Annotated in this window: 23 protein-coding genes and 1 riboswitch; of the genes, 14 read left to right on the top strand and 9 right to left on the bottom strand. The window is 55.2% G+C overall.

The genetic code is table 11. The annotated features are described in order from the left end of the window. Positions 1-11: 11 nt before the first annotated feature. On the bottom strand, positions 12-1,073 hold the full coding sequence (locus Mal52_RS08295) for a formylglycine-generating enzyme family protein (protein ID WP_145380579.1): 1,062 nt from the start codon (positions 1,071-1,073) through the stop codon (positions 12-14). 149 nt (positions 1,074-1,222) lie between these two features. Between Mal52_RS08295 and Mal52_RS08290 the strand changes: the two genes are divergently transcribed. Next, on the top strand, positions 1,223-2,215 hold the full coding sequence (locus Mal52_RS08290) for an FAD:protein FMN transferase (RefSeq protein WP_197534750.1): 993 nt from the start codon (positions 1,223-1,225) through the stop codon (positions 2,213-2,215). A 371-nt stretch (positions 2,216-2,586) separates the two neighbouring features. Here the strand turns inward: Mal52_RS08290 and Mal52_RS08285 are convergent, their stop codons facing one another. The 5 genes from Mal52_RS08285 to Mal52_RS08265 all read right to left on the bottom strand — a co-directional run bounded on the left by Mal52_RS08285 (position 2,587) and on the right by Mal52_RS08265 (position 9,491). Continuing rightward, positions 2,587-5,064 (bottom strand): WD40 repeat domain-containing protein, encoded by a 2,478-nt coding sequence (locus Mal52_RS08285; RefSeq protein ID WP_145375402.1) that lies wholly within the window; start codon positions 5,062-5,064, stop codon positions 2,587-2,589. A gap of 93 nt (positions 5,065-5,157) precedes the next feature. Further along, positions 5,158-5,568: an acyl-CoA thioesterase gene (locus Mal52_RS08280; protein ID WP_145375401.1), complete on the bottom strand. Its 411-nt coding sequence runs from the start codon at positions 5,566-5,568 to the stop codon at positions 5,158-5,160. 66 nt (positions 5,569-5,634) lie between these two features. Continuing rightward, complete coding sequence (locus Mal52_RS08275) at positions 5,635-7,803, bottom strand: serine/threonine-protein kinase (RefSeq protein WP_145375400.1); 2,169 nt, start codon at positions 7,801-7,803, stop codon at positions 5,635-5,637. A 270-nt stretch (positions 7,804-8,073) separates the two neighbouring features. After that, positions 8,074-8,451, bottom strand: coding sequence for a GxxExxY protein (locus tag Mal52_RS08270; RefSeq protein WP_145375399.1), 378 nt, complete (start codon positions 8,449-8,451; stop codon positions 8,074-8,076). A 281-nt stretch (positions 8,452-8,732) separates the two neighbouring features. Then, entirely contained in the window at positions 8,733-9,491 is a 759-nt protein-coding gene (locus Mal52_RS08265) for an RNA polymerase sigma factor (protein WP_145375398.1), read from the bottom strand. 232 nt (positions 9,492-9,723) lie between these two features. On the opposite strand from Mal52_RS08265, the gene Mal52_RS08260 reads away from it, so the two are divergent. The 8 genes from Mal52_RS08260 to Mal52_RS08225 all read left to right on the top strand — a co-directional run bounded on the left by Mal52_RS08260 (position 9,724) and on the right by Mal52_RS08225 (position 16,454). Further along, on the top strand, positions 9,724-10,083 hold the full coding sequence (locus Mal52_RS08260) for a PadR family transcriptional regulator (RefSeq protein ID WP_145375397.1): 360 nt from the start codon (positions 9,724-9,726) through the stop codon (positions 10,081-10,083). Continuing rightward, positions 10,061-10,885: a hypothetical protein gene (locus Mal52_RS08255; protein WP_145375396.1), complete on the top strand. Its 825-nt coding sequence runs from the start codon at positions 10,061-10,063 to the stop codon at positions 10,883-10,885. Before Mal52_RS08260 ends, Mal52_RS08255 begins: the two co-directional genes overlap by 23 nt. A gap of 207 nt (positions 10,886-11,092) precedes the next feature. Continuing rightward, a riboswitch (cobalamin riboswitch) is annotated at positions 11,093-11,295 on the top strand. Positions 11,296-11,672: 377 nt separating this feature from the next. Then, entirely contained in the window at positions 11,673-12,530 is an 858-nt protein-coding gene (locus Mal52_RS30180; RefSeq protein ID WP_145375395.1) for a DUF1559 family PulG-like putative transporter, read from the top strand. 101 nt (positions 12,531-12,631) lie between these two features. After that, positions 12,632-12,967 (top strand): hypothetical protein, encoded by a 336-nt coding sequence (locus tag Mal52_RS08245; RefSeq protein WP_145375394.1) that lies wholly within the window; start codon positions 12,632-12,634, stop codon positions 12,965-12,967. Positions 12,968-12,999: 32 nt separating this feature from the next. Further along, a complete protein-coding gene (locus tag Mal52_RS08240) occupies positions 13,000-13,665 on the top strand; it encodes a Dph6-related ATP pyrophosphatase (protein WP_145375393.1) in 666 nt (221 codons plus the stop codon). Continuing rightward, positions 13,662-14,318: a DUF6580 family putative transport protein gene (locus Mal52_RS08235; protein WP_145375392.1), complete on the top strand. Its 657-nt coding sequence runs from the start codon at positions 13,662-13,664 to the stop codon at positions 14,316-14,318. Before Mal52_RS08240 ends, Mal52_RS08235 begins: the two co-directional genes overlap by 4 nt. A 125-nt stretch (positions 14,319-14,443) precedes the next feature. Next, positions 14,444-15,514, top strand: a complete 1,071-nt coding sequence (locus tag Mal52_RS08230) for an alpha/beta fold hydrolase (RefSeq protein WP_145375391.1) — start codon at positions 14,444-14,446, stop codon at positions 15,512-15,514. Between the two features lie 10 nt (positions 15,515-15,524). Then, the gene (locus tag Mal52_RS08225) at positions 15,525-16,454 is read left to right on the top strand and encodes a cobalamin-binding protein (protein ID WP_145375390.1); all 930 of its coding nucleotides are present in this window, start codon (positions 15,525-15,527) and stop codon (positions 16,452-16,454) included. A gap of 448 nt (positions 16,455-16,902) precedes the next feature. On the opposite strand, the gene Mal52_RS08220 is transcribed toward Mal52_RS08225, so the two are convergent. Then, positions 16,903-17,916 carry an IS110 family RNA-guided transposase gene (locus tag Mal52_RS08220; protein WP_145375389.1) on the bottom strand — a complete coding sequence of 338 codons (1,014 nt, stop codon included), beginning with the start codon at positions 17,914-17,916 and terminating at the stop codon, positions 16,903-16,905. Positions 17,917-18,006: 90 nt separating this feature from the next. Next, complete coding sequence (locus Mal52_RS08215) at positions 18,007-18,270, bottom strand: hypothetical protein (protein ID WP_145375388.1); 264 nt, start codon at positions 18,268-18,270, stop codon at positions 18,007-18,009. A 214-nt stretch (positions 18,271-18,484) separates the two neighbouring features. Here Mal52_RS08215 and odhB point away from each other — a divergent pair, with 214 nt between their 5' ends. From odhB to Mal52_RS08195, 4 genes are all read left to right on the top strand, one after another. Next, positions 18,485-19,690 carry a 2-oxoglutarate dehydrogenase complex dihydrolipoyllysine-residue succinyltransferase gene (odhB, locus tag Mal52_RS08210; protein ID WP_145375387.1) on the top strand — a complete coding sequence of 402 codons (1,206 nt, stop codon included), beginning with the start codon at positions 18,485-18,487 and terminating at the stop codon, positions 19,688-19,690. Positions 19,691-20,450: 760 nt separating this feature from the next. Further along, complete coding sequence (locus tag Mal52_RS08205; RefSeq protein WP_145375386.1) at positions 20,451-22,079, top strand: arylsulfatase; 1,629 nt, start codon at positions 20,451-20,453, stop codon at positions 22,077-22,079. Positions 22,080-22,798: 719 nt separating this feature from the next. Further along, complete coding sequence (locus tag Mal52_RS08200; protein WP_145375385.1) at positions 22,799-23,152, top strand: hypothetical protein; 354 nt, start codon at positions 22,799-22,801, stop codon at positions 23,150-23,152. Between the two features lie 191 nt (positions 23,153-23,343). Further along, positions 23,344-23,988: a hypothetical protein gene (locus Mal52_RS08195; protein WP_145375384.1), complete on the top strand. Its 645-nt coding sequence runs from the start codon at positions 23,344-23,346 to the stop codon at positions 23,986-23,988. A 388-nt stretch (positions 23,989-24,376) separates the two neighbouring features. Here Mal52_RS08195 and Mal52_RS08190 read toward each other — a convergent pair whose 3' ends face one another. Next, entirely contained in the window at positions 24,377-24,838 is a 462-nt protein-coding gene (locus tag Mal52_RS08190) for an SMI1/KNR4 family protein (protein WP_145375383.1), read from the bottom strand. A gap of 254 nt (positions 24,839-25,092) precedes the next feature. Between Mal52_RS08190 and Mal52_RS08185 the strand changes: the two genes are divergently transcribed. Then, on the top strand, positions 25,093-26,493 hold the full coding sequence (locus Mal52_RS08185) for a DUF1501 domain-containing protein (protein WP_145375382.1): 1,401 nt from the start codon (positions 25,093-25,095) through the stop codon (positions 26,491-26,493). Positions 26,494-26,510: the final 17 nt, after the last annotated feature.

Below are 26,510 nucleotides of genomic sequence, written 5' to 3'. Positions count from 1 at the left end.
AAGCCGCAACATCAACGCTGGTTGACGACCTTTTTTGCATCGAGTTTTAATTCCGCACGTTCTTTCTCACTGGGGACGCGGAGCGGTCGCACGATGCGAAATCCGACAAATAGCGCATCAGTGTGATACCAGACGCTTTGCGGGATTTGTGGATCCTGATACTTCCATTCTTCTTCAGAACCGCGCCGTGTCGCAGAGCGGAGGTCGGCCGGATCATCTTCCCAGGAACCACCGCGAACCACGCGGGGGTACAATTCGGTCGCGACAACCAGGGGACTAGGCAACGGTCCTTGAACCGATTTGTCGGGAGCCGGATAGGTTTCCTGGTATTGATCGAGCACCCATTCGTTGACGTTGCCGTGCATATCGTGCAGGCCCCACGGATTTGGTTTTTTCTTGCCGACTTTTTGATACTGGTCGTCACTGTTATCGGCATACCAAGCGTACTCGCCGATTTTTCCAGGATCGTCGCCAAAAGAAAACGCTGTGGTCGTCCCGGCGCGGCAGGCGTATTCCCACTCCGCTTCGGTCGGCAGTCGGTAATAATGACCGGTTTTTTGGCTGAGCCATTTGCAGTAGGTCTTCGCCGCCAATTGCGTCATGCAGATCGCGGGGAAACCATCGTGCCCCATGCTGAACGTCATGTCGGTATAAGGGGGCGTGGGACGCGTCACCGCATCCGCTTTTTTGTCCTGTTCCGTCGGCTCGACACCACGCAGCTTGCGGATTTTTTGATCCAGGCTGAAGGACCAAATGTCGTATTCGTCCCAGGTGACTTCGCATTTGCCCATCCAAAACGGTTCGATTTTCACTTCTCGCTGTGGAGCCTCGTCTGTATACCGATCGGCTTCATCCTCGGGGCTGCCCATGGTGAAGGTTCCGCCGGGAATCGGCAGCATTTCGAAGGAGACGTCGGTCCCGGTGATCGTTTGTTTGTAGGGTTTCATTTCCTTTTCGGTTTTGGCATCCGCAGCGGCCGGTTCTTTGTCAGCGGCGTCCGCGACAGTCAAAACGTTGAAGGCCAAAACAGCAGCGATCAGCAAGGAGCAAACCGAGGGGAATTGTCCATTCATCAGGCAGCGACGAATCGTGCTCACATTGCGAGAGCAGCAGTGGACTTGCCGTGGACCGGCAAGTCGGCATAGTGTGGTAGGTAGGTTCATTCGGATTCCAACAGTGATGGCTAATTTCGTAAAACGGACAGACTCGAGGTGAGATTTTGGTGACGTTGTTGTGTGCAGTTCTGTTGTCAGCCAATCCCACCGCACCGGAAACTTGGCATCGGTACGAATTTCAACGTATCCGTATGGGCATCCCGGTCAAGATTTCATTATATGCGACCGACGATGATACCGCAAAACATGCCGCCCAAGCCGCTTTTGCGCGGATGAAGCAACTGGACCGCATTCTAAGCGATTACGACCCTGACAGCGAGTTAATGCAACTTTGCGCACAAGCTGGAAGTGACCGCGACATTCCGGTTTCTAAGGACCTCAAGGTCGTACTGGAACATTCGTTACGCGTTTCTCGCGAAACCGACGGCGCTTTCGACGTAACCGTGGGACCGCTGGTCAAACTGTGGCGCAAAGCGCGCCGCAAAAAGCAACTCCCCACAGCGGAAGCACTTACTGAGGCTCGCGCGGCGGTCGGTTACGAATCCATTGTCCTTGATGCCCAGAGTTCGAAAGTGCGGCTGATTAAACCGAATATGCGGCTTGACCTGGGGGGAATCGCTAAGGGTTATGCCGCCGATCAAGCGCTCCTTGAACTGAAGAAGCATGGCGTGTCCCGCGCGCTGATCGACGCCGGTGGCGATATCGTCGTTGGGGATCCACCGCCGGACAAAGACGGCTGGCGGATCGGCATGGCTCCGCTGCAAAAACGAGATGGTCCGCCCAGCCGCTATGTGACGCTCAAAAACGCAGGGATCGCGACGTCGGGTGATGCATGGCAATTTGTAGAGATCGACGGCCAACGTTACTCGCACATCATCGACCGCAATACCGGTTACGGCCTCACCGAGCGGAGCAGCGTGACGGTGATCGCCGCCGATGGGATCACCTCCGATGCCTTGGCCTCAGCGGTGAGCGTATTGGGTGTCGAGCGAGGGTTGGCATTGATTGAAAAAACGTGCGGGACATCGGCGCTGGTTGTGACGCTCGAAGAAGGCCAACCGGTCGTGCATGCCTCGAAGGCATTTCCAGCGGGGGAATAATGCGGGTGCCCCAGATAGATTCTATCTGGGCCGACGAAGTCGGTGGGAGAGTTTTCAGAGTCGCGGGAGAGCACGATGTGGTGGCTCCTGCGACTGCGCCGCCCCGAAAGAATCTTTCGGGGCCACCCGGGGACGACTCTCTAGCGAGTAGCCCAGTTTGCATTTTGAGTTTGTCCCGAAAAGACAAACCACGAAAGAAGCGAAAGACACGAAAATAAAATCAGATTACCGACAAAGACTTGCGGCTCGGATGTAGTTCTCAAATCAAAAGTATGGATAAGAAACTTAGGTTCTTTTTTCGTGTCTTTTGTGTTTTTCGTGGTTTAATTTTTCTCTAATTGCAGCCGAAGGTCACGCTAGGACGTGTGCACTTAGCGTTTCTCGATCCGTGACAGCGCGTGTTTGGCGGATTGGTTGACGGCTTCGTTGTTGGCGATGGTGAGTTTCTCGACCAACGCGACCGCTTCGGGCGTGCCGATTTGCACCAGCAAGGAGATGGCGCGTTGAACGGTGGGCAAGGTTTCCATCCCCGGTTTCTTGGTAACCATGAGCCGCTTCAAACGTTTGCGGCGGTTTGCTTCCTCATCCGGCAGGTCCAGGCCGACGCGACTCATATCGACGACCTCCTCGACGGCCAGCAGTTTTTTGCCCAACAGTTCCACCGTGGCTTGCGGTTGTTTTGACATGGCCCAGATGGCGCGATATGCCGCCGGGCTATCCTGGCCGGCTAGATCGTCCCACAACTGGTCGAGGGTTTTGTCGAGCGGAAGGTCGGCCGGTTCCAGATCCCACAGGTAACAAACGCCGTCGCCACTGCTGATCAGCGTTTCCCCATGGCCGCCGAATCCCCGGGCCTTCGTGCCGTCTTGATGCCGCCCACGATCCCAGACGATTTGCCCGGTGAGTGGGTCCCATAATCTAAGTCGCCCCGATTTGTCACCTGTGGCATACCATAGTCCATCGGGTGAAAAGCCAGAACCGCCCTGGCTGAATCCACCTCGATTATAAATCTGGGAAACGAGTTTCATACTATCGACGTCCCAAAAATGGACATGACCGCTAAAATGCACTGTCGCCAATAACTTGTTTTGCGGCGAATAGCGGACCGCATGCATCGACACATCCCACTGATTGTTGTCGGGATCGATTTTACTAACATGGAATTCATGGAGGTTTTCCCCGGTTTCTGCGTTCCAAAAACGGACGACTCTATCCCAACCAGCCGTCGCCAATGTGCGATTGTCGGGGCTGAATGAGAGTCCGAAAATTTCTTGATGCGGGAGCTTGGCCACCTGCTTACCAGTTGACAGATTCCAAAAGTAAGCTGAGTCCTGTCGGAAGACGGCTGCCGCTAATAATTGCCCGTCCGGCGAATAGCGCAGGTCTCTGAAATTGGTATGGGGATCGCGGCCGACGGGCCAATCCCAGCGGTGGACCACCGCACCGTCCGCCAGATCCCAGACGGTGGTTTGCAATTGATCGCCCGCAACTCCCGCCCCCGCTAATTGCCGACTGTCAGGCGAGAAAACCAATTGCGAAAAAGTCGATCCTGGTACCTTCAGTTGCCGGACTTCTCTCCCGTCGGCGACATTGTGGAGATGCACGGTGCCCGTTTCATCATGAAACGCCACTAATTTTCCGTCAGGTGACGCAGCGGAGGCCCCTGTTGCGCGGAGCGCACCGGGCAGAGTTAATTGTTTTTGTGTAGCGACATCCCAACGGCGAATCCTACCGTCCCAGCCGGAGGAGAATAACGTCGTGCTATCCGCCGTGAAGGCGACGGCCCATGGTTTGCTTTGGTGCACAAGTGGTTTGCCGAAGCGTTTTCCATCGGCGGCGTGCAGCAGGTGAATGTCTTCATCGGATCCGATTGGCGCGCAGACGGCGATTGTTTTGGCGTCCGGGCTGAAAGCGACGGCACAAGTGTAACTTTCCGCGTTGTTTTTTAATTCGATTTTGTAGTCCCACACTTTGTTGCCGGTGGCGACTTCGTACAGACGAACAGCGCTGTCTCGTTCGGTGACGACGATCTGCTTACTGTCGGGTGAAAAGTCAAAGCGGACCAGGTTATTGGTCAGAGGAATTCGCCGCAGTTCTTTACCGGATTGGGCTTCGTGCAGTCGGATTTGCTGTGGCGATTCGCTGTTCACGACCGCTAACAGTTTGCCGTCGGGCGAAAACCGGCCGTAACTGAAGTCCCCGCCGAAACGCAGACGGTCGTTATTTATGTCGTTGATGGGATTTTCAGGATTATTGGTAATCTGATACAGAACCTTGCCCGTTTTGTCGCAAACCGACAATCCAGATTGATTGCCGACGGCGAATTTTTGATTGTCTGGAGCGATGTCAATTGACCGAGCATTACCCCGCCCCAAATGGTCACGGGGAACGGGAAATCCAGGTTGCAAAGTGATCACCGTATGACCACCAGATGAGACATTCCAGGCGATGATGTCGTCCGGACGGCCTGGCGTATAGAACGTTTGACCATCGCGGGCGAATGCGATGGCGCGTACGCCGTAGGAGGCATGTGGAAGCGAGTACCCAAATTGCCTGGTGTTACTTCGCCAGCGTTCCTTTCCCGTGGCGGCATCCCAAACGATGATGTCGTCTTCGAAGGTGACGACAGCCTTTTCATCCGGAGAGAGCGCCATATCGATGACGCTCGCGGCATGTTGAAAACGGACTGTTCCCATTCTCAGTAGCGCCGCTTCGGGCAGCGGGTCACCGAGCGCGTCAGTCCTGGGGAGGTGAGTTTTTTTTACGTCGGCTGCCGTCAGCGGCAGGTCCGAGCCAATGTTTAGTGAGAGAGCCAACACCAAAGCTAATGAGCGACTTGCGTGTGTCATGACTTTAATCCCCTTTCGATGGTGATCGTAAGCGATGCTGCGCTCGGATTCCACTGAATTTTCGCTGCAGCCCGCTAACGACGAATACCCAAATCACCCATCGCGGAACCGCTCAAACACCGACATCTGCTCGGCGGTTAAACGTTTCGGGCGGCTGGTGGCTGAATCGACGAACAGGCCGCGTTGACGGCCGGTGGCGCGGGTTTCGCCTTGCTCGTCGGCGAAGCTGAACTCTAGCCAGACCGAGACTTTGGCAAGCTCGGTGACCCACACGTGGCCGAGGACGACTTCGCCCAAAAAGAATGGTTTTTTGTAGCTGATTTGCGTCTCGACCAAGATCGGATGAAAGCCTTGCTCGGCGATTTTATCCAGCGGCATGCCCATCGCCTTGAGCAATTGCAGCCGTCCGATTTCCATCCACTCGATATAGACGATGTTGCTGACGTGCTGCGCGAAATCGATTTGGTAGGAATAGATTTCGAGGTCGAAGGCCAGTTTGGACATGAGGCTGCTCGTCTGGGGATGGGAACAAGTGACGGCAGCCATTGAAACGTCTTGCGACCGTCGACGTCAACCTGTGGAAGACGCGGAGGCGTTCTCCGGCCATTTCTGCAAGACCGCCGCCACGAACTCGGGGGAGACGCGCTGGAGTTTGATATGTTCGTCAGTAATGGATTCGGCACTGACACGCGTACAAGCGACATAGACGATGGCAGTGATCCAGAGAACGGCAGACAGAATGCTCACCGAGAGAGTTCCCCCGATGACTACGTCTGGATCATTCCAATAGGCGTCGGCTAGGCAGATAGCGATGATAAAACAGAATAACACTCCCGCGATCAATCCCCCGATAGCCGTTTTGAGCAACCGCCGCCAATGACTGCGATGTTTGGGACAGACTGAGCAAGGGATGCGCATGCGTGCCGTACTCATAAACCAGTTATCGTAAAACGGTTTGCTCATTCCACAATCGGTAAACGTTACATTCACGCGATCAAACGCCGGCTCGCCGCAGACCATGCAGACGTCGGGCAGCAATTCCGTTTCGACCTGTTGCCGCGTCAACGTCACCCAGTCGCGGCCGGTGTTTCTGAGTGAACTGCCGGGGGACATTGTCGCGGGGAATGGTGCACGTGGGGAACCGCCGGCTGCACTGATCATTTGCGGCAATGAACTCCGGCTTCCGGCGACACGCGGTCGGTGCAGCCAACACCGCAGGTCCCAGGTTCCAACGAACATCAGGGTCATGCTGACCCCCAAAGCAACAAGATACCCGACGCTTGAGCTAACGCTAGTGCGATCGACGACGTCGGCATAATACATCAAAACGAAGCAGAGCGCGGCTGAGCCAGTGAGAGCGATACCCCATGGTCGCCACCACGGTCGTTTTTGGGGAGTGGTCCCAACGACCATGACCAATGTTAGCAAGAAATACACAATCGTCACAATAATACTGATCGGATTGTCATAGCCAAACCTATACTGTCCATGGCTGTTCGTGATCCGAGTGTCGAATGACCAAGGGACAAATATCATCAAGCAGCCGAACACGCTGAGAATCGCCGCCACGATGCCGGGAGACGCTGGGGCAGCGCAGAAACGGCGAATCGCTCCCGGTCGCATGCCGCCGGTAACTTTTCCAACGGCGCCTTCAAAAATCGTCGAGACTCCCGGCCAGACGCCGCCGACTTCGTGAAGACTCTGCAGCGCTTCGCTACTGTAAATGCCGCGAATGATGTTCACGTCGTTGCTGATTTCAGCGGCGTGTTGGTAGCGCCGCTGCGGTTCACGAGCCAGGGCGCGGAGAATGACCTGGTCCAACCGCGCGTCGACTTCGATTTGCTGCGAGGGAGGATCGAACTGTCCCATGGGAAGATGACCGGTGAGCATTTCATAGAACACCACGCCGAGCGAATAAATGTCGGCGCGATGATCGACGGTGTTGGAACCTTCCATCTGTTCGGGGGCCATGTACAGCGGGGTTCCCATCACTTGGTGCGTGCCGGTCAGCGTAAAGTCTAATTCCGAACCGGAGGCGAGCTTTGCCAAACCAAAGTCGGCGATCTTCACCCGGCCACCGCGGTCCAGAAGAATATTTTCCGGTTTGATGTCGCGATGTACCACACCGGCTTCATGCGCGAATTGCAGTGCGTCACAGATCTGCGGAATGATGGCCATGGATTGCACCGGGGAAAGATCCCCACCGGCGATCAATTGCCGCAGGTTGGCACCGTCGACGTATTCCATCACAAAATAATACAACGCGCGGGGCGTTTCGTCTCCGAGATCCGATTGCGACATCACGACTTCACCAAAGTCATGCACAGCGACGATGCCGGGATGGCTGAGGCGAGCCAACGTGCGGGCTTCGCGATTGAAGCGTTCGGCAAAGGCGGGGTCGTTGGCCGATTCGGGACGGATGATTTTCAGGGCGACGAGTCGGTCTAATTTTTTCTGCCGCGCCGTATAAACCGCTCCCATCCCCCCCTGCCCCAGCAGCGCGAGGATTTCCAATTGTGGAAAATGCTTGGCCAACAAGGTCGGCAGCGGCGGAACAAAGCCGCCCGTTGGTGGAGTCTTCACAACCAACGGCCCCGCTTCGCCGGAACTGGCATTGTCGTGGTCACTCTCATCGTCACCATTCAACCCGGCTGCGAAAAGGCAATCGGGGCAGAGCCCCGACGGAAAGTCAAAGGCCATTTCACAGCCGCAAGTCGGGCATTGGGGAAGAGTCGCCATGATTTTTTCGCCTCAAACATCGGTACTACGCACTGGTTGACACCCCTTACTTGCGGTTTTGTGGGTGATTGTTACAGAAAAAAACCAGCGAGACCGTTTACGCCTAAAACCATAAAGGAAATTCAAGAACCACGAAAGAAACGAAAGACACGAAAACGATGCTGAGAAACACCGAAGCCTTGCAGCGTTTCCGTTGGAATCAATACAAAAGTCTGCATGAAAAACCTATGTTTTTTTCGTGTCATTCGTGTTTTTCGTGGTTCTTTATCTTCAAAGGACAATCCGCTCCCACTCCAACTGGGGCGTGTGCCCGAAGTTGACGAGTAACCCCAAGCGATAACCCGTCCCTTTTAAATAATTGATCACTTGAGCACGATGTTCGTTACCCAACCGGGAGACAGCTTTGATTTCTAGAATGATCTGGTTGTAACACACAAAATCGGGGACATAGGATTGAGTTAAACGCCGCCCCTTGTAATTCAAATCCAATGCCACGTGGGGCTGAAATGGTATTTCTTGAATCGTAAGCTCGTGTTCGAGACACTCCTGGTAAACCGCTTCGAGAAATCCGCAACCCATTTCCTTATAGACACCGAAGCAGGCGCCCATGATACGGTAACTCTCGTCCTTAAAGATGATCTCAATCATTCGTTTGCTCCAAAAACGAACCACGAAATAAACGAAAGACACGAAAATCAAAAACCCAAAACCATAAGAAAAATTACTCAGGCATTCATGAGTCTACCCTAAGACGTACAGACTTTATCTAACTCCTTCTTTTTTCTTTCGTGTGTTTCGCGTATTTCGTGGTCCGTTTTCTTTTTTTATGATCGTGAATTCTCGCATCACGCAAAGACTCTACCCAGGGAGCGCTCACTTCGTTCGCGACGCTGGGCTATGATGTGAAACGCCTTCGGCGTAATAGACTATTATGCTCCACCGCCACGCACCGCTAAGCGCAATCGGGTGATTTCTTCGGTGATGGATTCTTCTGGGCCGATGGTTTGAGCGACCGCTTCTTGGAGCAGTTCCTTATACCGTTGTCGCAGGCGATGCACGGCGACGCGTATGGCGGCGGGGGTCATGGATAACTTGTCGGCCACCTCTGCATGCGCGGGGGCGCGTGTGCCGGCGGTGAGATAGATTTTGCACTGCGCGAACAAGTCCTCTTTGCCCTTCTGTTGATATTCTGCCTCTAGACGCAGCATCACGTCGTCAAGCAGGGTCAATGCCCAGCGACGTTCGTAGATCTTTTCGGGGGTCCAATCATCGGTGGGTTCGTATTGGTACCGCTGTTCCCCCACGGCGACATCGATTGAAAACAGTGTCCGTCCGCCACCCCGTTTCTGCGTTTGTTGTCGCTCATTTTCGTGTGACAAGAACCGTTTGAAAACCGTCAGCAAAAACGAGCGAAACCTGCCGCGCTGTTGGTCGGCGGTCCGTAGAAAACCTTTGTCAATCAAACTGACGAAGAAGCCTTGCGTCAAATCCGCCGCATCGTCCGGGGCACAACCGCGGCGCCGCGCGAATGCATATAAGGGATACCAATAGGTTTGGCACAACGTCGCCAGGGCATCGTCGGCAGCGGGTGAGGAACGTTGCCCAGCGGCCAATACGAGACTCCATCGCGTTGTAGCAAACGCGGCACGCTGTGGGACCGGTGGTGGACTGGGGTGTTCGGTGTGCATGCCGGGTATTGTAACATCCGATGCTTGGGGTGCGTGAATGGGTTTGGGAAAACTTCTGGGTAACAGGGTGCTCGGGGGTTTGTATATTGGCTGTGATCCAGCACTGGTGGGCAAGCCGCCAGTGGCACCCGGCGCGCGTGACGTTCGGCTGGAAAGACATTCGGACAACGTTGACATTTCTTGGGAAAGCTTCGGGTTGACATACCTCGAACTAAAAGGTATCACCCCCGCCATGACACGCAAACGAACCAATCCTGACTTTCTCAACGGTGTGCCGGAACTACTCATTTTGCGACTGTTGTCGCGACGGAGTATGTACGGTTATGAGATCGTGCAGGAAATCAAACAGTCGACCGACCAGGTTTTGGAATTTGGCGAAGGTTGTATCTATCCACTGCTGCATAAGCTGGAAGCGCAAAAGCTGCTGACCTGCGAAAAGAGCGTCGTTGGAGGCCGCAAACGGGTGACGTATCGCACCTCGGCTGCAGGCAAAAAACGCATGGCGGCTTCTGAGGCACATTGGCGGCGGATAGTGGCAGCCATCGGCGGTGTGTTGGAGGGCGCGACGCATGGTCGACCGGAATTGGCATAACCAACTACAACGAGAACTCGCCCGGCAAGGCTTGCCGCGGCTTTATACCGAGCGGCTTATGGATGAGCTGCTCGATCACGCGCTATGTCTCAAGGAGGAGACGAACGTCATGGACGCGACAAAAACGAAAGCGACTAAGATACCCGATGCTCCGGTGGAGCGGATCGGGAAACCGGAACAGTTGGCCCAAGCCGCGGGCGATGAATATCGTCGACGGACGTGGCTGGGACGTCATCCGATTTTGACGTTTCTCATCGCACCGTTGCCGATGTTGGTGTTGAGTTGGATACTGTGCCTGTTGGTGTTTGTGGGCACGGCCGAGTTGCTTGAGGAATTCAATGAAGGACCGCAAGGACTCACCAAATCGACGGTCTCGGCGACGACGCTGTTGTTGATGGAAACGGCATTCTATGTGTGGGCGGCGGCGCCGTTCGTGCTGACGACCTGCTTACTCTGCTGGATGGCACAACGTACAGCACGAGGCCCTAAGTGGATGTTGGCCGCCGGATTGATCGTGACATTGGTTGCCGCTATGTATCAATTGGATATGGCTTTACCCACGCAGCCGGGCAACGGACAACTCTCCGCCGATATGGGTTTTCCACCCTGGCAGACAAATGCGTCTACAGCGGAATCAGAGGCGGATACGATTTCGTTTGCGACGAGCCGGCATCTGCTGGGACGGATTTTGTTTCCCATGCTTCCGTTTGCGATTTGCGGGTTGTTTTTATGGCGCAATTCACGCGGAACGCCGCGACCACCGATGCTGTCACATGCAGCGCCATTGTCGACCAGTCATTAAGCACACGCAGGTTTTTACACGTCAAGGTGGCTGGGGACGAAGCTTTAGCTTCGCCCCCAGTTTCTGTGCGCAATGACTACGCAATCACCTGGGGGCATCGCTGGTGCGATGTCTCCAGCCACCCGGTCTGCCGGTTTCGGCGAGCCATTGACAACCGAATTGGCATTGGTAGGATGGACTCCGCACGTTGGGAGGCGTTGGTCTCTGGACGTGCCACAAGACCTGGGTGTCTCTCGTAACTTGGTGTTCGGGAGAAGAATAGGGAAAACGGTGCAAATCCGTTGCGGTCCCGCCGCTGTAATCGGGGACGAACGCTGCAACAAACCACTGTTGGCACGGGATGCCGCGGGAAGGTGCAGTCAGTAGTGCGATCCGAGAGCCAGAAGACCTGCCCAGTCGTCGTTTTTTTTGCGAACGGCTCTTTCGAGGAAAAAGACGTTGCGCCGCGACCACGCACGATATTCTGCTGCGCGTCCCCCCATCCGGGATTATTTCCGCGCCCCAGGTCTCGGCTAATTGCGCCGCTGTTTTTCCTCGTTTTAAGGCGTTCGCGATGAAGCTGCGCGCTCTGCGCGGCTACGTTTGACAACGAGGTATTGTCATGAGTTTGAAGAAGAATTCTGATCAAGATTGCCAGCTTGGTGGTGCGCGGGTTTCCCGGCTTGGTTGTGCGCGGGTCTCCCGACCCCGCACTGTGGAGACCTGCGGTCGGGAAGGTGGCAAGGCCTTCCGACCTTGCCACAACGGTCCAACGCACTGGCGGACAAGCCGCCAGTGGCACCCTGCTGTGACTGTGCCGCGTTCCAGCGAACAACGCCGTGGTTTTACACTGATTGAATTGCTGGTGGTGATTGCCATTATTGCAATTTTGGTAGCGCTGCTGCTGCCGGCTGTGCAGCAAGCCCGTGAAGCGGCGCGGCGGACGCAGTGTCGCAGTCGCCTCAAACAACTGGTGCTGGCGGTGCATAATTATGCGGATGTCTATGGCGAAATGATGCCGCCTTATCGCATCGATGATGCGCAGGAAATCGCCTATCAAACCGGCGCAGCCAGTGTGCGGGGGACGACGAATTTTTGGTTCGGCACGGTTGATTTCGCGAACCCCGACCCTAAGACACAATTTGAATTTCAGACCGCGACATTGGGCCCCTATTTGGAAACCAATCGCTCGGTGTTTCAATGTCCCAACTTCGATGAGTCCCATGTGGACGTGGTTCGTTTCGGGCAAATGGCCAGCGGGTATGCCTACAATGGGCACTATCTCGGCAAAGGGACGGACTACGATTATGGGAGTTGGCCGACGATCACAGTCAGCTCCGAGCCCATGGCCTACCGGTTCAATGCGGTCCGACAAATGACGCAAACGATCGCATTTGCTGACAGCGCGATTTACAACACGTGGACCTACCCCACCGGTACATTTCTAGAGAACTGGTTGCTGGAGCCACCGAGCAAGACACAGCCCTCGGCGCACTTTCGGCATAACGGCGCAGCCGTCGTAGCGTTCTTGGACGGGCATGTGGATATGAAGACGCCTGATTTCATTCAATTGCCGGTGTGGTTTTCGCCCGCCGATGTTCAGGCCAATCAAGACCATGAACTTGGTTTCATTGGTCCCGACGATGCGCTGTACGACCGCGAATAGCGAAGCGGGCCAACTCTGAAAAAAGAGAACTGCGCGCCACTTGGGCGGCGCGGTTTGTCCTTCGCTATTCCCTGCACTATTTTTTCTGACAGGAGGTCGTATTGTCACACTTAAAATCCGTGGCTGTCATGTTGCCATTGTTTACGCTAACCATGCTCTTCGCACCGGGCTGTTCCGATGGACCGCGCACCGACGAACAGGTCGATGTTGTCTATCGTTGCTCTGAAACCGGCGAGTATGTTTCCGCCCCACCGCAACCGGTCCCGGCCGTCAATCCGGACACGGGCCGGGCGACGCTGCAACGGGCACTGTATTGTTCACGATGCCAGCACTGGTACGTCGTGCCGCCACCGAATGTACACAACGGCCCGGTTGCGGGTTATCTCTGTCCAAAGCACAAGCTGGCGATGCAGGAACAAGGCCCGCTGCCGGAGTAACGCCTTGAAAGCTTGCAACGAGAACTGAATTCATGTCCGTGTCGATTTACGTCTGTTTTAGCGGCGGCAAGGATAGCTTGATGATGCTGCACGAACTGAAGTCCGCCGGGGAATGGGACGTTGTGAAACTGATCACGACCATCACCGCCGGATACGACCGCATCAGCATGCATGGTGTCCGCCGCGAGTTGTTACACCGCCAGGCGGCTGCGCTGGAAATCCCACTGATGGAAGTCGCCATTTCGCCACAGGCCGACAACGACGAATATGAATCCGCCATGGAACATGCCTGGGACGAAGCCGTCCAAAGCGAAATCGACACCATTGCCTTTGGCGATATTTTTCTGCAAGACCTCAAGGAGTATCGTGAGCGACAGTTAGCGGCGCATGCTTTGAAATGTCTTTTCCCTTTGTGGCAGCGATCGACGCCCGAACTTGTCCGCACATTTATTGATTTGGGTTACCGCGCCATCACCACGTGTGTTGATCCACGAAAACTTGATGCCTCCTTTGCGGGTCGAATCATCGACGACGAGTTTCTGAATGCTCTCCCCGAGGGTGTCGACCCCTGCGGAGAGAATGGGGAATTCCACTCATTCGTATTCGACGGTCCGTTATTTCGAGAACCCGTTAGTTTTTCACGCGGCGAAGTCATCGACCGCGACAACTTTCTATTTTGTGAATTGAACCCACAATGAACGCAGATCAAAATAGTCATCCACACAGGGAATCATCCGACACCCCTGCCAAAATCAACTATTGGTTGCTGGCGGCGGTCATCGTTTTCCCCGCCCTGTTGCGATGGTTGGGCCAACCTTGGAACCTCACGCCGGTGGGGGGAATCGCCTTATTTACCGGAGTGTATTTCAGCCGGTCGCGTTGGGCGATTGCCGTTCCACTCTCCGCCATGCTGCTCAGCGACATCACTTGGGGACTGATGCGAGGTGATGTGATGACCTACACGTTTCACAGCGTCATCCCGTTCGTCTACGGGTCTTATGTGCTGTACGTTTTGTTGGGGCATAGGGTCCGTGCTCATTGGGAGCATTCCGAATCCGAACCGCAACCGGCCTGGAAACGTGCGGCGGGCCGTGGGTTTCCCCTGTGCATAGCAACGCTGGGCGGATCGTTGTTATTTTATCTGATTACAAATTTCGGCATGTGGATGATGTACACGACGTATCCGCATACGTTGGCCGGATTGATCCAATGTTACGTCGCCGGTTTACCGTTTTTACGTCCAACGGTCATCGGTGATGCGTTTTATACCACGCTGTTTTTCGGGGCGTTCGCGGTGGTTCAACTGATCCTGACGCAACCGACCGCTAACACGCTTTCCAAAGAAAACTAGGACCGCCATTCATTCAAGCGTCTTGCATGTTTCCGGCAATTGCCACCGCGGCGGTTCGTCTTTACCTTAAGAATCGTCGCCGGTAGCATGCTTGTCACGACCCGTTTTAGCCGATAGCGCGTTTCATGACACAACCCACCCCACACGACACGCACGGCGGGCCGGCGCAGCCGAAACCTCGTCGCTTAATGCGCCTGGCGAAGTGGGGACTCGCGTTGACAGTGCTGTTTGTTGCGCTGTTGATGTTCGCTGGGTTTGTGTACGAGCAATTTGCGTTGGCACGCATCGCAACGGACTATCCGCCACCGGGCGAATTGGTGGACGTCGAGGGCAGACAGATTCATATGCACGTGCAGGGGCATGGCTCGCCGACGGTGATTTTCGAAGCTGGTCTGGGCGAATTCAGTCTCAGTTGGCACCACGTTGCAGCGGAAGTTGCTAAATCGACACAGGTGATCACCTACGACCGCGCGGGATTGGGTTGGAGCGATCCAGCCCCGGCACCACGCGACTCGGATGCTGTGGTGCAAGACCTGCATGCGGCGTTGCAGGCACGGGGAATCACAGGACCGTTGGTATTGGTCGGCCACTCAATTGGTGGAGTGCACGTTCGCATGTTCTCGTACCGCTACCCCGAAGAGGTGAAAGGGATTGTGCTGGTTGATTCCTCCCACGAAGAGCAATGGGAAACATTCCCACCCGCCGTGCGCGAGCAATTTGAGCAGGTCCAGGAGATGCTGGATTTGTTCAGCCAGACCGCCCGATTCGGATTGGTCCGTCTGTTGGACAGCGATGAGGAAAACGATGACAGCAACATTCCGAAATCAATCCGAAACACACAGACGGCACTCTCCGCTCGGCACTCTCAATTGACTGCGGTTGCAAAGGAAATGGCGGCACTACTGACAAGTATGCGGCAAACCGCGGATGCGGCGATTCCTTGGGGCGACCTCCCGCTCGAGGTGCTCAGTGCGGGAAAGCCAATGGAAACGACTGGCGAGGCTGACCCCATGGAAATCAGCCAAATCTGGGAGAAGCTTCAACGCGATCTCGCAAGTCGGTCGACTCAGTCAAAACACCAAACCTTAGAGGACGCCGGACATTTCATCCAGAATGATCGGCCTGACGTCGTCATCGATGCTATCCTTCGTGTTGTCGAACAAGCAAAAAATGATCCCCCACCAAACGCCAAGTGATAACTTGATCATGCCTGAACATCGCATCATTTCACTGATCGCCAGTGCGACGGAAATTGTGGCGGCACTGGGTTGCGAGAACCGGTTGGTCGGACGTTCGCACGAATGCGATTATCCACCCGCGGTCGAGCAGCTCCCCGCTTGCAGCGAAGCCAAACTGGATGTCAATGGCACGAGTCGGCAGATTGATGATCGTGTGAAGGCGATTCTGCGGGATGCGGTTTCGGTGTATCGTGTGTTTCCCGAGATGCTGGAGGAACTGCAACCCAGCGTTGTCATCACGCAGACACAATGCGAAGTCTGCGCGGTCAGTCTCAAGGATGTCGAGGCGGCTGTCTGTGAGATGGTCTCGTCGCAGCCAAATATTGTCGCCTTGGAACCGAACTGGCTCAAAGATGTTTGGAGCGACATCCGCGCCGTGGCGACTGCGATCGATGTACCGCAGCAGGGTGAGGAATTGATTGCCAGCGCGCAGCAGCGTTTGGCGGACCTGGAAAGCCGCACGACGTCGTTGCCGCACAAACCAACCATCGCCTGCATCGAATGGATCGACCCGTTGATGGCGGCGGGAAACTGGGTGCCGGAGTTAGTGACGATTGCCGGCGGCACGAATCTGTTTGGCACAGCCGGTGAGCATTCGCCCTGGATGACATGGGAGGAACTCTTCCAAGCCGATCCTGAGGTGATCGCCATTCTGCCCTGTGGTTTCGATATCCCCCGCGCCCGTGAAGAAATGCCGGTGCTCACGGATAAACCACAATGGTCGCAATTACAAGCCGTGCAAAACGGTCGCGTTTATGTGACCGACGGAAACCAATATTTCAATCGCCCCGGTCCCCGGCTGGTGGAATCGGCGGAGATATTCGCCGAGATTTTGCATCCAGACACATTCGATTTCGGCCACGCCGGCAGCGGTTGGCAACAACTCGAAGACGCGTAGGTCAGACAGCCGCCTGACGGCAAGTGAAAATGATCGTCCAACGTGGTTCGCGTCAGGCGGCTGCCTGACCTTCTATGAAAGTTCGTTGCTTGTCAAGTGGCGATGCTGTGATGACGTGCGTCCCCATTCTTCTATCCGAGCAAGGGAATTCTCCCAGCCCAAGTGGGTGGCTTCGAGGTGATGTGACAGCCCCATCTACAGGACGAGCGTAGCGACACGGCGGCCGCCGGCCCAGGTCAGGCTCGAGCAAGTCAGCATCAGCACGGGTTAGCAATCATCATCAACAATCGTCACTTGCATTCACTTTTTCATTATACGTTCGATGAGCCTCGTTCGTCTCGCCGTCGTCTCGGCCTGCACAACCAGGAGGTCGAGAGGACGGCGTGGCGGGCGTGGCGACCCTCGTTTGTTGAGCTGGAGTTGAGGTCTGGACATGGCGAACGCTTTCTTAAACGGAAATGGTTTTCATTTGATGGTACAACCAACGCATCCAACGGTTGCCGATCGCCGCCGCCACCACGCTGCCCGGCTTGCCGCGTCGACGCAAACGCGTGTTCATCTTCGACAGACGCAGGTCGTAACGGCCCAGGCGATGGGCGGTCTCGATGATCACACGCCGCAATTCCGGATTCCCCGCCTTGATCAAACCGGCGTCCGCCTGGCGGTTTCCGCTGGAGGCATTTCGCGGAGTCATGCCGCAAAAACGAGCCAACTGTTTCCCCGTACGAAAGCGGTCGAACCGGCCGATTTCCGCACGCAACGTCACAGCCGTCACCAAGCCCACACCTTTGATCTCCAACAGTTTTTGGACGATCGCATCATCGCAGGTCGCCGCGCAGAGACGTGCTTCGGCTGCGCGGATCTCCCGTTCCAATCGCTGCAGCGCCTCTAGATGCTGGTCCATCACCCACCGCATCTGAGGCGAGATTTCGTCTAGCCCGGCCAGCCAGTGCTGCCACGCTTTGGTCCAGCGGCGTTGCTCTGCGACGATACGTTCCTCGCGAAGCAGAGCCGTGATCCGCAACTTGACGTTTCGCCGCGCGGCGGCCAACTGTTGACGATACCGCACCAGCCTCCGCAGATCCCGCAACGACTCCGGTGGCATCCAGACCCGCGGAAGGTACCCCACACGTTCCAGGTCTGCCAACAAACGCGCGTCGCTGAAATCGGTTTTGTCGGGGCTTTGTTTGAGTTTGGCGACGTAGCCGGCATGGGCCAGATCGACGGACCAACCCGTGTGGCGGACCAATTCTTCAGCAAAGTTGGCTGCTCCGGTACAAGCTTCGAGGGCGACGAAGACCCGTGCGGATTTGGGAACCACCCCGCGCACCAGTAAGGCGACATGCTCCGCACTGTTCGGCGATTTGAGGTTAGCCAACACATTGCCCTCGCGATCCAACACGCAGACCTGAATGAACGACTGGTGGTAGTCGAGTCCGACAAAAAACGATAAACTGGACATGCTCGTTGCTCCTGATAGGACCAAATTGTTGCGTGAAATCAAACTTGGTTGTATCACAGCAACGAGCTTTCATCCCCATCTACGGCTGTGTTATCGTTTGCGAAACAAGATCCATGAACCAACCGCCAAGGCGACGCCGACGCCGCACACGGCCGACAGCGTGATTTTGAACACCTGATTGTTCGACTCGACCGCCGGTGAGGGAGGAACAGGTGCGTCGGCCGGTTTTCGAACTTCGGCCGGGGGCGTGGCATCCTCTGCGAAGGCTGGTGAGGGCTCGTATTTGCTGGCCGCCACCACCATGACGGCAGCGACACAGAGAATCACAGCCCAGCGAATATTAAAAAATTGCATTTGCCGCTGTTTCCGGAAAAGTTACATGGTTCGTCGCCAAGCCCCTTGTATCTCCCCGCCGAAACTGCCACAAGCGGGATTGGACCGGTCTATGATATGACCGTGAATTCGGCGCGACAAGCTTGCCAAGCTTTGACAAAGCCAAGCAATCCATCAACAATGCGCATTGAGCAGCGCGGACTGATACCTACACACCAAAAAGGCACGTATACTGATGTCTATTGATATTAAGGTCCCCACGGTGGGGGAATCGATCAACGAAGTCTTCATTGGCGAATGGCACGTCGCCGAAGGAGACTGGATCGAAATGGACCAACCTCTGGTCGGACTCGAAACGGACAAGGCGACCTTCGACGTTCCCGCACCAGAGAGCGGCATTATTACCAAAATCACCAAAGGGGCAGGTGAAGAAGCAGCGATCGGCGAGATCATCGGGCAATTGGAGCCAGGGGAGAATCCAGGCGGTAGCGAACCGGCAGAAGCTGAAGCAGGAGCAACTAAGGCAAAAGCAGATAAAAAAACCGAATCCAAAACGGCCTCATCCGGAGAGCAAATCGTCATGCCGGCAGCTGCGCGGATGATGGCCGAAACCGGAATCGCTGCCAGCGACGTCACAGCGACCGGTCCGGGTGGACGTCTGCTCAAAGAAGACGTGCAGCGGGCTGCCGACACGTCCCAATCGTCATCGCAAACTCCCTCGACGGCCGCCTCAGAAAACGGGCGGTTGGAAAAAACGGTGCCGATGAGCCCCATCCGTCGCCGCATTGCCGAACGACTTGTCGAAGCCCAACAAAACGCCGCTCTGCTGACGACATTCAACGAGATCGACATGTCGGCCGTCAAAGATGCCCGCGCACGGTACAAAGACGCGTTTATCAAAAAGCACGACGTCAAACTGGGCTTCATGTCCTTCTTCGTCAAAGCAGCCGTCGCCGCCTTGAACGAATTTCCGCAGGTCAATGCGCAGGTCCGCGGCAAAGAGATGGTGTACTACAATTACTACGACATTGGCATTGCCGTGGGTGGTGGTAAAGGACTCATCGTGCCGGTGCTTCGCAATGCTGAGCGGATGAGCTTTGCCGAAGTCGAAAAAACGATCAACGATTTCGGTCGCCGCGCGCAAGAAAATAAAATCGGTATCGAGGAACTGCAAGGCGGCACGTTCACGATCACCAACGGCGGCGTCTACGGTTCGCTACTCTCAACGCCCATCGTCAATCCGCCCCAAAGCGGCGTGCTCGGCATGCACGGCATCATCGATCGCCCAATCGCCGTCAACGGCGAAGTCGTCATCCGCCCCATGATGTACGTCGCCCTGACCTACGACCACCGCATCGTCGATGGCCGTGAAGCGGTCAGCTTTTTGAAGCGGATTAAAGAGGTGATTGAGGACCCGGCACGGTTGGTGCTGGAGGTGTGACGCGGCCGTTGGCCGCAGGCTTTAGGCTGTAGACTTTAGACCGTAGGGTTGTCAGGCGGACGTGTCCCTACACGCCCAAACACGCACCAAACGTATGACCAAAGGCCTTACGACACCTTTGGGCAACGCCCCAGGGGAGAGGCGTGTGAACCTGGATTTGGCTGTCGGCCAAATACACAGCGCGGCAAATGCCCAACGCTGGAATTGCGGCTTCCAATTCTTGCGGTGTTGCCCTCTGAAATGACCGCAGCGCGGCTGAACTCCCCCTGCTGGCGCAGAGTCATAACGTTGAACCGCTCGGAAACGGAATGCGAAGAAAGTCCCCTGTTCCTTGAGAGCGTGTTTTCAAAATGGGAGGGCAGCGGTTCCGTCCGAGCCGCGATGCCCCCTATTGCTTGCCTCGGCCATGGACATCACCACATTTTCCCGTACCAAAGGCCACAATGCGGCTCAGCAGGAGCTTCGCCCTCCCGGGACGCTGGATGGCAGTTGTACAACGTAATTTGAAAACACATTCCCTAAGGCAATTTCACTTCTCAAGAAACAAATCGAACCATGCTTATGCATAAAAATAAAAAGCGTCATTCATAAAATAAAATGTTGAAAAGGCCAACACAGTAACTTACAACCTATCGAGACCGTCTAAGAAGCAGAAGAGGCTGATCAATCGAATAGTCGCCGCTCGAAATTGGATGCAACGATTCAGCCGCAGAATTTGAAGACAGATTATTTACACCTAGAGATGCAAAGGAAATTCGAAATGCTGAACGGTATCAAAATTCATGGGTTGGTGCTGATGGGCTTGGGGGCAGTGCTTGCCTTCGCCTTGGATGGAAACGAGGCAAAGGCGGCGGATAAGCCCAATATTGTCTTCATCATGGGTGATGATATTGGGATGTGGAATATTGGCGCATATCATCGCGGGATGATGGCCGGGCGGACTCCGAATATCGACACGCTCGCACGCCAAGGCGCGATCTTCACCGATTACTATGCTGAGGCAAGCTGCACAGCCGGCCGAGCCAACTTTATCACGGGAGAATTGCCGATCCGCACCGGTTTGACAACCGTGGGCCAAGCGGGAGCCACGATCGGCATGCCGGCTCAGGCGCCGACGATTGCCACTGCACTCAAGGAACTGGGCTACGCCACCGGCCAGTTCGGCAAGAATCACTTGGGTGACCGAAATGAATTCCTGCCCACGCTGCATGGATTCGACGAATTCTTCGGCTACCTTTATCACTTGGATGCGATGGAGGACCCTTTTCACCCCAACTATCCGAAGGATCTACTCAATAAAGTTGGTCCGCGGAATGTCCTGCACTGCTTTGCGACAGACCAAGACAATACGACCGTTGATCCACGCTGGGGCAAAGTCGGCAAACAGAAGATCGTTGACAAAGGTCCGCTCCCGCCTCATCCAATCGAAGGCATCGATCTGAACATGGAAACGGTCGATGATGTGATTCTCGATCATACCGTCAATTTTATGAAGAAGGCTCAAAAAGAAGACAAGCCATTCTTTGTCTGGCTCAACCCGACTCGGATGCACGTGAAAACCCACCTGTCTCCGAAATACGAAAAGATGCGAAACTCACAAAATGGCTGGACCATCCAAGAAGCCGGTATGGCTCAGTTCGACGATGTGATCGGCAGTGTGATGAAACAACTCGAAGAGATGGGAATTGCGGACAATACCATCGTCGTGGTCACCACCGATAACGGCACCGAAGGATTCACTTGGCCCGACGGAGGCACGACACCCTTTAAGGGCTGGAAGGGCATGGGCACCGAGGGCGGCTTCCGCGTCCCCTGTGTTATTCGCTGGCCGGACAAGATGAAACCGAATCAGGTCATCAACGGAGTCATTTCCGGTCTGGACTGGTTCCCAACGTTTGTTGCCGCCGCCGGTTACGAAGGCGATATTGCCACAGACTTGAAAAAGGGGAAAACACTCAACGGCAAGGAGTACAAAGTCCATTTGGACGGTTTTAACCAGTTGGATATGCTGACCAACGGTGGCAAGTCGGCTCGCAACGAGATCTGGTATTTCACCGAATCGACGCTCGCGTCGGCCCGCATCGGCGACTACAAGTACGTCTTCATCGATCAACCTCAAGGGTGGTTCGGCCCGAAAGTCAAACTAGATTGGCCGGGGATCTTCAACCTGCGTCTCGATCCGTTCGAAAAGATGAACATCGGCGATTCGATGTACGCTGCCAATTGGTGGACATACGAATTCTGGCGGTTTGTCTTCGTTCAACAGGAGGTTGCCAAACTGGCCCAAACGGCCCTCGAATTCCCACCCATGCAACCGGGAGCAAGTTTCAACCTCGAAGCTGTGAAAGAGAAAGTTAAGAACGCGTTGTCCAGCCGAACCGGCAATTAATAGTCAACTTGTTTGACTGTTTGAAGCAAAACCTGGAAGTACTCCAGGCCCCAGCACAGTTGGTGCTGGGGGGCCGTTAGGCGCGAGGCTTGAGGAGACAGGCTTGAGGGTTGGCGGGTGGACGCGTTCCTTCAAATTCAAACACGCATCAAACGAATGGCCGAAGGCCAAATACACAGCGCGACAAATGGCCAAGAATAATCAGCCGGTAATGTTGGCCGTTGGCCAACGTTGTTATGGGTGCCTATCGATTCTTGGGGCGTTGCCGTTAGGCTAGGGTGGATATTGGCCCCCCTATCGCTATGCGGTCGGGCCATTCTAGTTTTGATGGATTCGAAACATGGCCAACCTCATCACCAATAAGCACAAACAGATCAGCCCAGACAAGCCGAGCGGGTTTGAGAAACGGCTGGCGACGCGCAGGCTCCGACGCCGGGCCGATCTAGATATCCAGCCCGCACGACCATCGCGCAACACGGGTGTTTCCAAACACACAGCACGAAAACGTAGCGGCGCTTGCCCCATCTGCTTGGGGCGTTTGGCGAAAAATGTGAAGCGGACGCGATATGTGCGCGAGTGTGCCCATTGCCAGGCCCATTGGGCTCCGGATCGTCGTTGTAGGCGCTGCGGCACATATCGTGTGTGGACAAACCGACTCGAATCTCGCTGTAAAGGATGTGGCCATGAGGTGACGTGATTCGGGGAGGGTGTCTAGCCATATGCGCTATGTCTATATTTTCCTGCGCGTCTTAGTCGCTGCCGCTGTCGCCACGGACGTGTACCGGCTGTTCGATCCAAAGTATCTGATTGGTCAAATCAGCACGGCGATCTTTGGGCTGACTTTGGCTGTCATTATTCTGTTGGCCCGAAGGAAAGACGTACGTCGAATTGTGCGAGGTACTGTGACGTGTTTATTGTGTACGTTTGCTACTGGTTCTGTGGCCATTTTACTTTTCACTTATGCAGTACAACCACCTTGGCAACCGGGCGATGACCTCCGCAATTTCATTTCCGGTTTCACCGTCGGAATGATCGTGGCCATAGGGATCATTGCCCGCCGAGAGCCCGATTGAAGATTGAGCCGGTGATGTTGGCCGTTGGCCAACGCTGGTATTGGTGCCTACCGATTCCTGGGGCGTTGCCCAGGCTAGGGTGGATATTGGCCTTTGGCCAATACGGTGAATCATGCTATCACTGGATGCAATTGACGCGTTTTTTGCCTTCACCTTGCCACTGCGGAGAGATGCCCCGAAGGGACACCCCGATGACTAACCGAAAACGCTACTCGTCGGTTTGCTATAGGTTGTTGTTTGCCACGCTATTGATTTGCCTCGGTTTCTTCGTGCTGGAATCCTGGATGCAACGTTCCGCAATCGAAAAAATCACCGCTGCCGGAGGACAAGTCACACTGCGGAGTAGTGCTCCAAAGTTCTTGCGGAATTTTATCGATGATCGCCACCTCGGCAGGTTCAATTCAATCGTCGAAATACGGATCAATTCTCCAAGCATTGGGGACACAGAGTTGGCACAGATTCTCGCCCACTTGGATTTGAGCGACATGGATACGATCGACCTCTCAGGCACCACCATCGGCGACGATACGTTGGCAAACCTCTCCGATTGTTCGAGTTTGAAATGGTTGAACCTGACAGCCACGCGCGTCACGAATAACGGGTTGAGACAACTAGCCCACATTGAGCCGCTGGAATCAATCTCGGCATGTTCAACTGACGTCACATACGAGGGTTCTGAAGCTTACGATCGGCAAGCGAATAAGCAGTTCGTCGTTGAGGTGTTTTGCTTTGGCAACGCAAACGTTCCCGGCAGGCTAGATTCCGTTTCATCAATGACCCGTCAGTTGGATGCCGCAGTCGGCGGGGACGACTCTATTGTCACAATTGCCCCATAGATTGAGGCGTGAGGCTTGAGGGGACAGGCTTGAGGGTTGGCGGAGGGACGCGTTTCTTCATGCTCAAACACGCATCAAACGAATGGCCGAAGGCCTTACGACACCTTAGCCTGGGGCATTCGCCCCAGGGGAGAGGCGCGAAAACAAGGTTTTGGCTGTAGGCCAAATACAACACGGAATGAATGCATGAGCCGGTGATGTTGGCCGTTGGCCAACGTTGGTATGGGTGGCTATCGATTCCTGGGACGTTGCCCCAGGCTAGGGTGGATATTGGCCTTTGGCCAATACGGTGAACGCTGCGGACGGACCGATTTGGATTAACTGGGTTGCGGAGTTGCAAGATGCTACGACAGCCTGCCGTTAGGCGGTCAGGTTATTCTGGCAATATTTAAAGATCGGCAAAGTTAAGCTTCAAATACGATCGGATTCGTTGAATGAGGAACTCCCGTATGGAAGAAGCCGCTAAGGCTGGGTGCCAATTATCTTCTTCAGAATAATAGTTGAATCGATATACCGGGACGTCGTCTTTCCCACCGGCGGTAAAAAAATAGAACGAGTAAATTTCGTACCATGCAAAGACGACGTGATTGGGCTCAAGTTGAAATTCGTGTTCATCTTCGGTCAAAAGATGTTCAGCATCGTGTTTCCAAACTTTAAGCTTGCTGACAGGAAGTATCCAGCCTATCGAAAGCATGCGGCGTTCATCGAGCAACATGAGTCGACGATAAATTGGGGGAAAGACGGCGCCGAATGCCTGTTCGGCATCATCAAGTTCTGCAGGCGAACAGCCCAGATGGTTTGGTAGATCCTCAAATATTTGAAGGACTTCGTCGTCGGTGAATGACGTCATTTGGAGTGTCCGTCGCTTCAATGATAGAAAGGTGGGGCAATCTGTCGCACTGCCTTGCCCCTTATTAACACCGTGGCAAGTCCCCGTAAACTGAGAGAAGGCGTCTTGTGACGAACGGCCCCAACCGCTGAGCAGTTGCCCCCCCTTTCTATCAATTCCATAGCGACAAACGCTGCCGAATCGTGTAACATAAACAAACGTCGATTTGTTGCGTTCCCTATGACCAACGTTCAAACCCCCTCGGGAGTCGAGGTATGCTCACAATTTCTGGTGATTCGCGCAGCCGTGGAGGATCGCGGCGCACGTTTTTGCAAATCGGAACCTCCGCTGTCGGCGGGTTGTCGATGGCGTCGTTGTTGTCGCTCAAGGCCCAGGCGGCGGCAAAAGGTCATGCGGTGCGGGACAAATCGGTCGTGGTGCTGAACCTGCAAGGGGGGCCGAGTCAGTTTGAGACATTCGATCCCAAGATGACCGCTCCGCAGGAAATCCGCAGTATCACGGGTGAAGTCCAAACCTCGCTGCCCGGCGTGACGTTCGGCGGGTCCTTTCCACAATTGGCGTCGCTGGCGGACAAAATGGCGGTCGTGCGGTCGTATCGACACGGTATCTCCAGCCACGGTCCGGCGGCGATGCATGTGATGGCGGGGGGAAATTCGACCGGGGCGATGATGGGAGCGCTCTATGCCCGCGTCGCTGGATTGACCAATCCGAAAACCGGCATGCCGGAAAATGCGCTGGTCACGCCCAGCGCGGTGGGTGACCAATACAAAAAGTTGTACCACAACATCGGTCGCGTTTCGCAAACCGGCAGTTTGTCGTCGGTCTATAAACCGTTCGATCCCAGTGCCGGTGGCGAGATTATCGACAATATGCGGCTGAGCCTCAAAGGGGACCGGCTCGATGATCGGCGGATGTTGCTGAATCAACTCGATCTGCTGCGGCGGCGATTTGATTCCGGCAGCGTGGTGGAATCGGCGAATCAATTTCAACAACAGGCGTTCGACGTACTGACCCGCGGCGTGGCGGATGCATTTGATTTGTCGAAGGAAAACCCGCAAAACGTCGCCCGTTACGACACCAGCAAATTCGAGCCCACCGATGCGGTCAAAAAGCGCAACAGTTATGCCACTCAGTTTTCACCGGTCGCCTTGGGCAAACAGATGTTGTTGGCCCGACGGTTGTGTGAAGCGGGTTGTGGTTTTGTCACCGTGACCTGCGGCGGATGGGACATGCATGGCGGCGGCAAGGAATTCACGATGGTCGACGGGTTGAGTTCGCTCACACCGGCGGTCGACAAAGCAGCTTCGGCGTTTATTGAAGATGTCGCGCAGCGAGGCCTGAGTGAAAAGATTCTGCTGGTGATCACGGGCGAATTCGGCCGCACGCCGCGGATCAACAAACATGGCGGCCGCGACCATTGGGGCAATCTCTGCACGCTGGCGTTCGCTGGCGGCGGCTTAAACATGGGCCAAGTCGTCGGCCGTTCGGACAGCACCGCCAGCTCACCCGCCTCTGATCCGATCAACAGCAAAAACGTGTTAGCGACCGTCATGCACACGCTATTCGACATCGCCGAAGTCCGCCTGCTCACCAACGTCCCCAAAGACGTCGAACAAATCATCACCGCCCCGCAACCAATCCGCCAGCTAGTTTGACGTGAGCCGTGAGACGG

Origin of the sequence: Symmachiella dynata, from assembly GCF_007747995.1 — a bacterium.
Classification (GTDB): domain Bacteria; phylum Planctomycetota; class Planctomycetia; order Planctomycetales; family Planctomycetaceae; genus Symmachiella; species Symmachiella dynata.
The sequence above is the reverse complement of the archived record's forward strand: the minus strand, read 5'-3'. Positions and strand labels throughout refer to the sequence as shown.

Bases quoted from the DNA above. Each gene is read 5' to 3' on its own strand.
- Mal52_RS08295 (WP_145380579.1), bottom strand. From the start codon at position 1,073: ATGAATGGACAATTCCCCTCGGTTTGCTCCTTGCTGATCGCTGCTGTT.
- Mal52_RS08285 (WP_145375402.1), bottom strand. From the start codon at position 5,064: ATGACACACGCAAGTCGCTCATTAGCTTTGGTGTTGGCTCTCTCACTA.
- Mal52_RS08280 (WP_145375401.1), bottom strand. From the start codon at position 5,568: ATGTCCAAACTGGCCTTCGACCTCGAAATCTATTCCTACCAAATCGAT.
- Mal52_RS08275 (WP_145375400.1), bottom strand. From the start codon at position 7,803: ATGGCGACTCTTCCCCAATGCCCGACTTGCGGCTGTGAAATGGCCTTT.
- Mal52_RS08270 (WP_145375399.1), bottom strand. From the start codon at position 8,451: ATGATTGAGATCATCTTTAAGGACGAGAGTTACCGTATCATGGGCGCC.
- Mal52_RS08265 (WP_145375398.1), bottom strand. From the start codon at position 9,491: ATGCACACCGAACACCCCAGTCCACCACCGGTCCCACAGCGTGCCGCG.
- Mal52_RS08260 (WP_145375397.1), top strand. From the start codon at position 9,724: ATGACACGCAAACGAACCAATCCTGACTTTCTCAACGGTGTGCCGGAA.
- Mal52_RS08255 (WP_145375396.1), top strand. From the start codon at position 10,061: ATGGTCGACCGGAATTGGCATAACCAACTACAACGAGAACTCGCCCGG.
- Mal52_RS08240 (WP_145375393.1), top strand. From the start codon at position 13,000: ATGTCCGTGTCGATTTACGTCTGTTTTAGCGGCGGCAAGGATAGCTTG.
- Mal52_RS08235 (WP_145375392.1), top strand. From the start codon at position 13,662: ATGAACGCAGATCAAAATAGTCATCCACACAGGGAATCATCCGACACC.
- Mal52_RS08230 (WP_145375391.1), top strand. From the start codon at position 14,444: ATGACACAACCCACCCCACACGACACGCACGGCGGGCCGGCGCAGCCG.
- Mal52_RS08225 (WP_145375390.1), top strand. From the start codon at position 15,525: ATGCCTGAACATCGCATCATTTCACTGATCGCCAGTGCGACGGAAATT.
- Mal52_RS08220 (WP_145375389.1), bottom strand. From the start codon at position 17,916: ATGTCCAGTTTATCGTTTTTTGTCGGACTCGACTACCACCAGTCGTTC.
- Mal52_RS08215 (WP_145375388.1), bottom strand. From the start codon at position 18,270: ATGCAATTTTTTAATATTCGCTGGGCTGTGATTCTCTGTGTCGCTGCC.
- odhB (WP_145375387.1), top strand. From the start codon at position 18,485: ATGTCTATTGATATTAAGGTCCCCACGGTGGGGGAATCGATCAACGAA.
- Mal52_RS08205 (WP_145375386.1), top strand. From the start codon at position 20,451: ATGCTGAACGGTATCAAAATTCATGGGTTGGTGCTGATGGGCTTGGGG.
- Mal52_RS08200 (WP_145375385.1), top strand. From the start codon at position 22,799: ATGCGCTATGTCTATATTTTCCTGCGCGTCTTAGTCGCTGCCGCTGTC.
- Mal52_RS08195 (WP_145375384.1), top strand. From the start codon at position 23,344: ATGACTAACCGAAAACGCTACTCGTCGGTTTGCTATAGGTTGTTGTTT.
- Mal52_RS08190 (WP_145375383.1), bottom strand. From the start codon at position 24,838: ATGACGTCATTCACCGACGACGAAGTCCTTCAAATATTTGAGGATCTA.
- Mal52_RS08185 (WP_145375382.1), top strand. From the start codon at position 25,093: ATGCTCACAATTTCTGGTGATTCGCGCAGCCGTGGAGGATCGCGGCGC.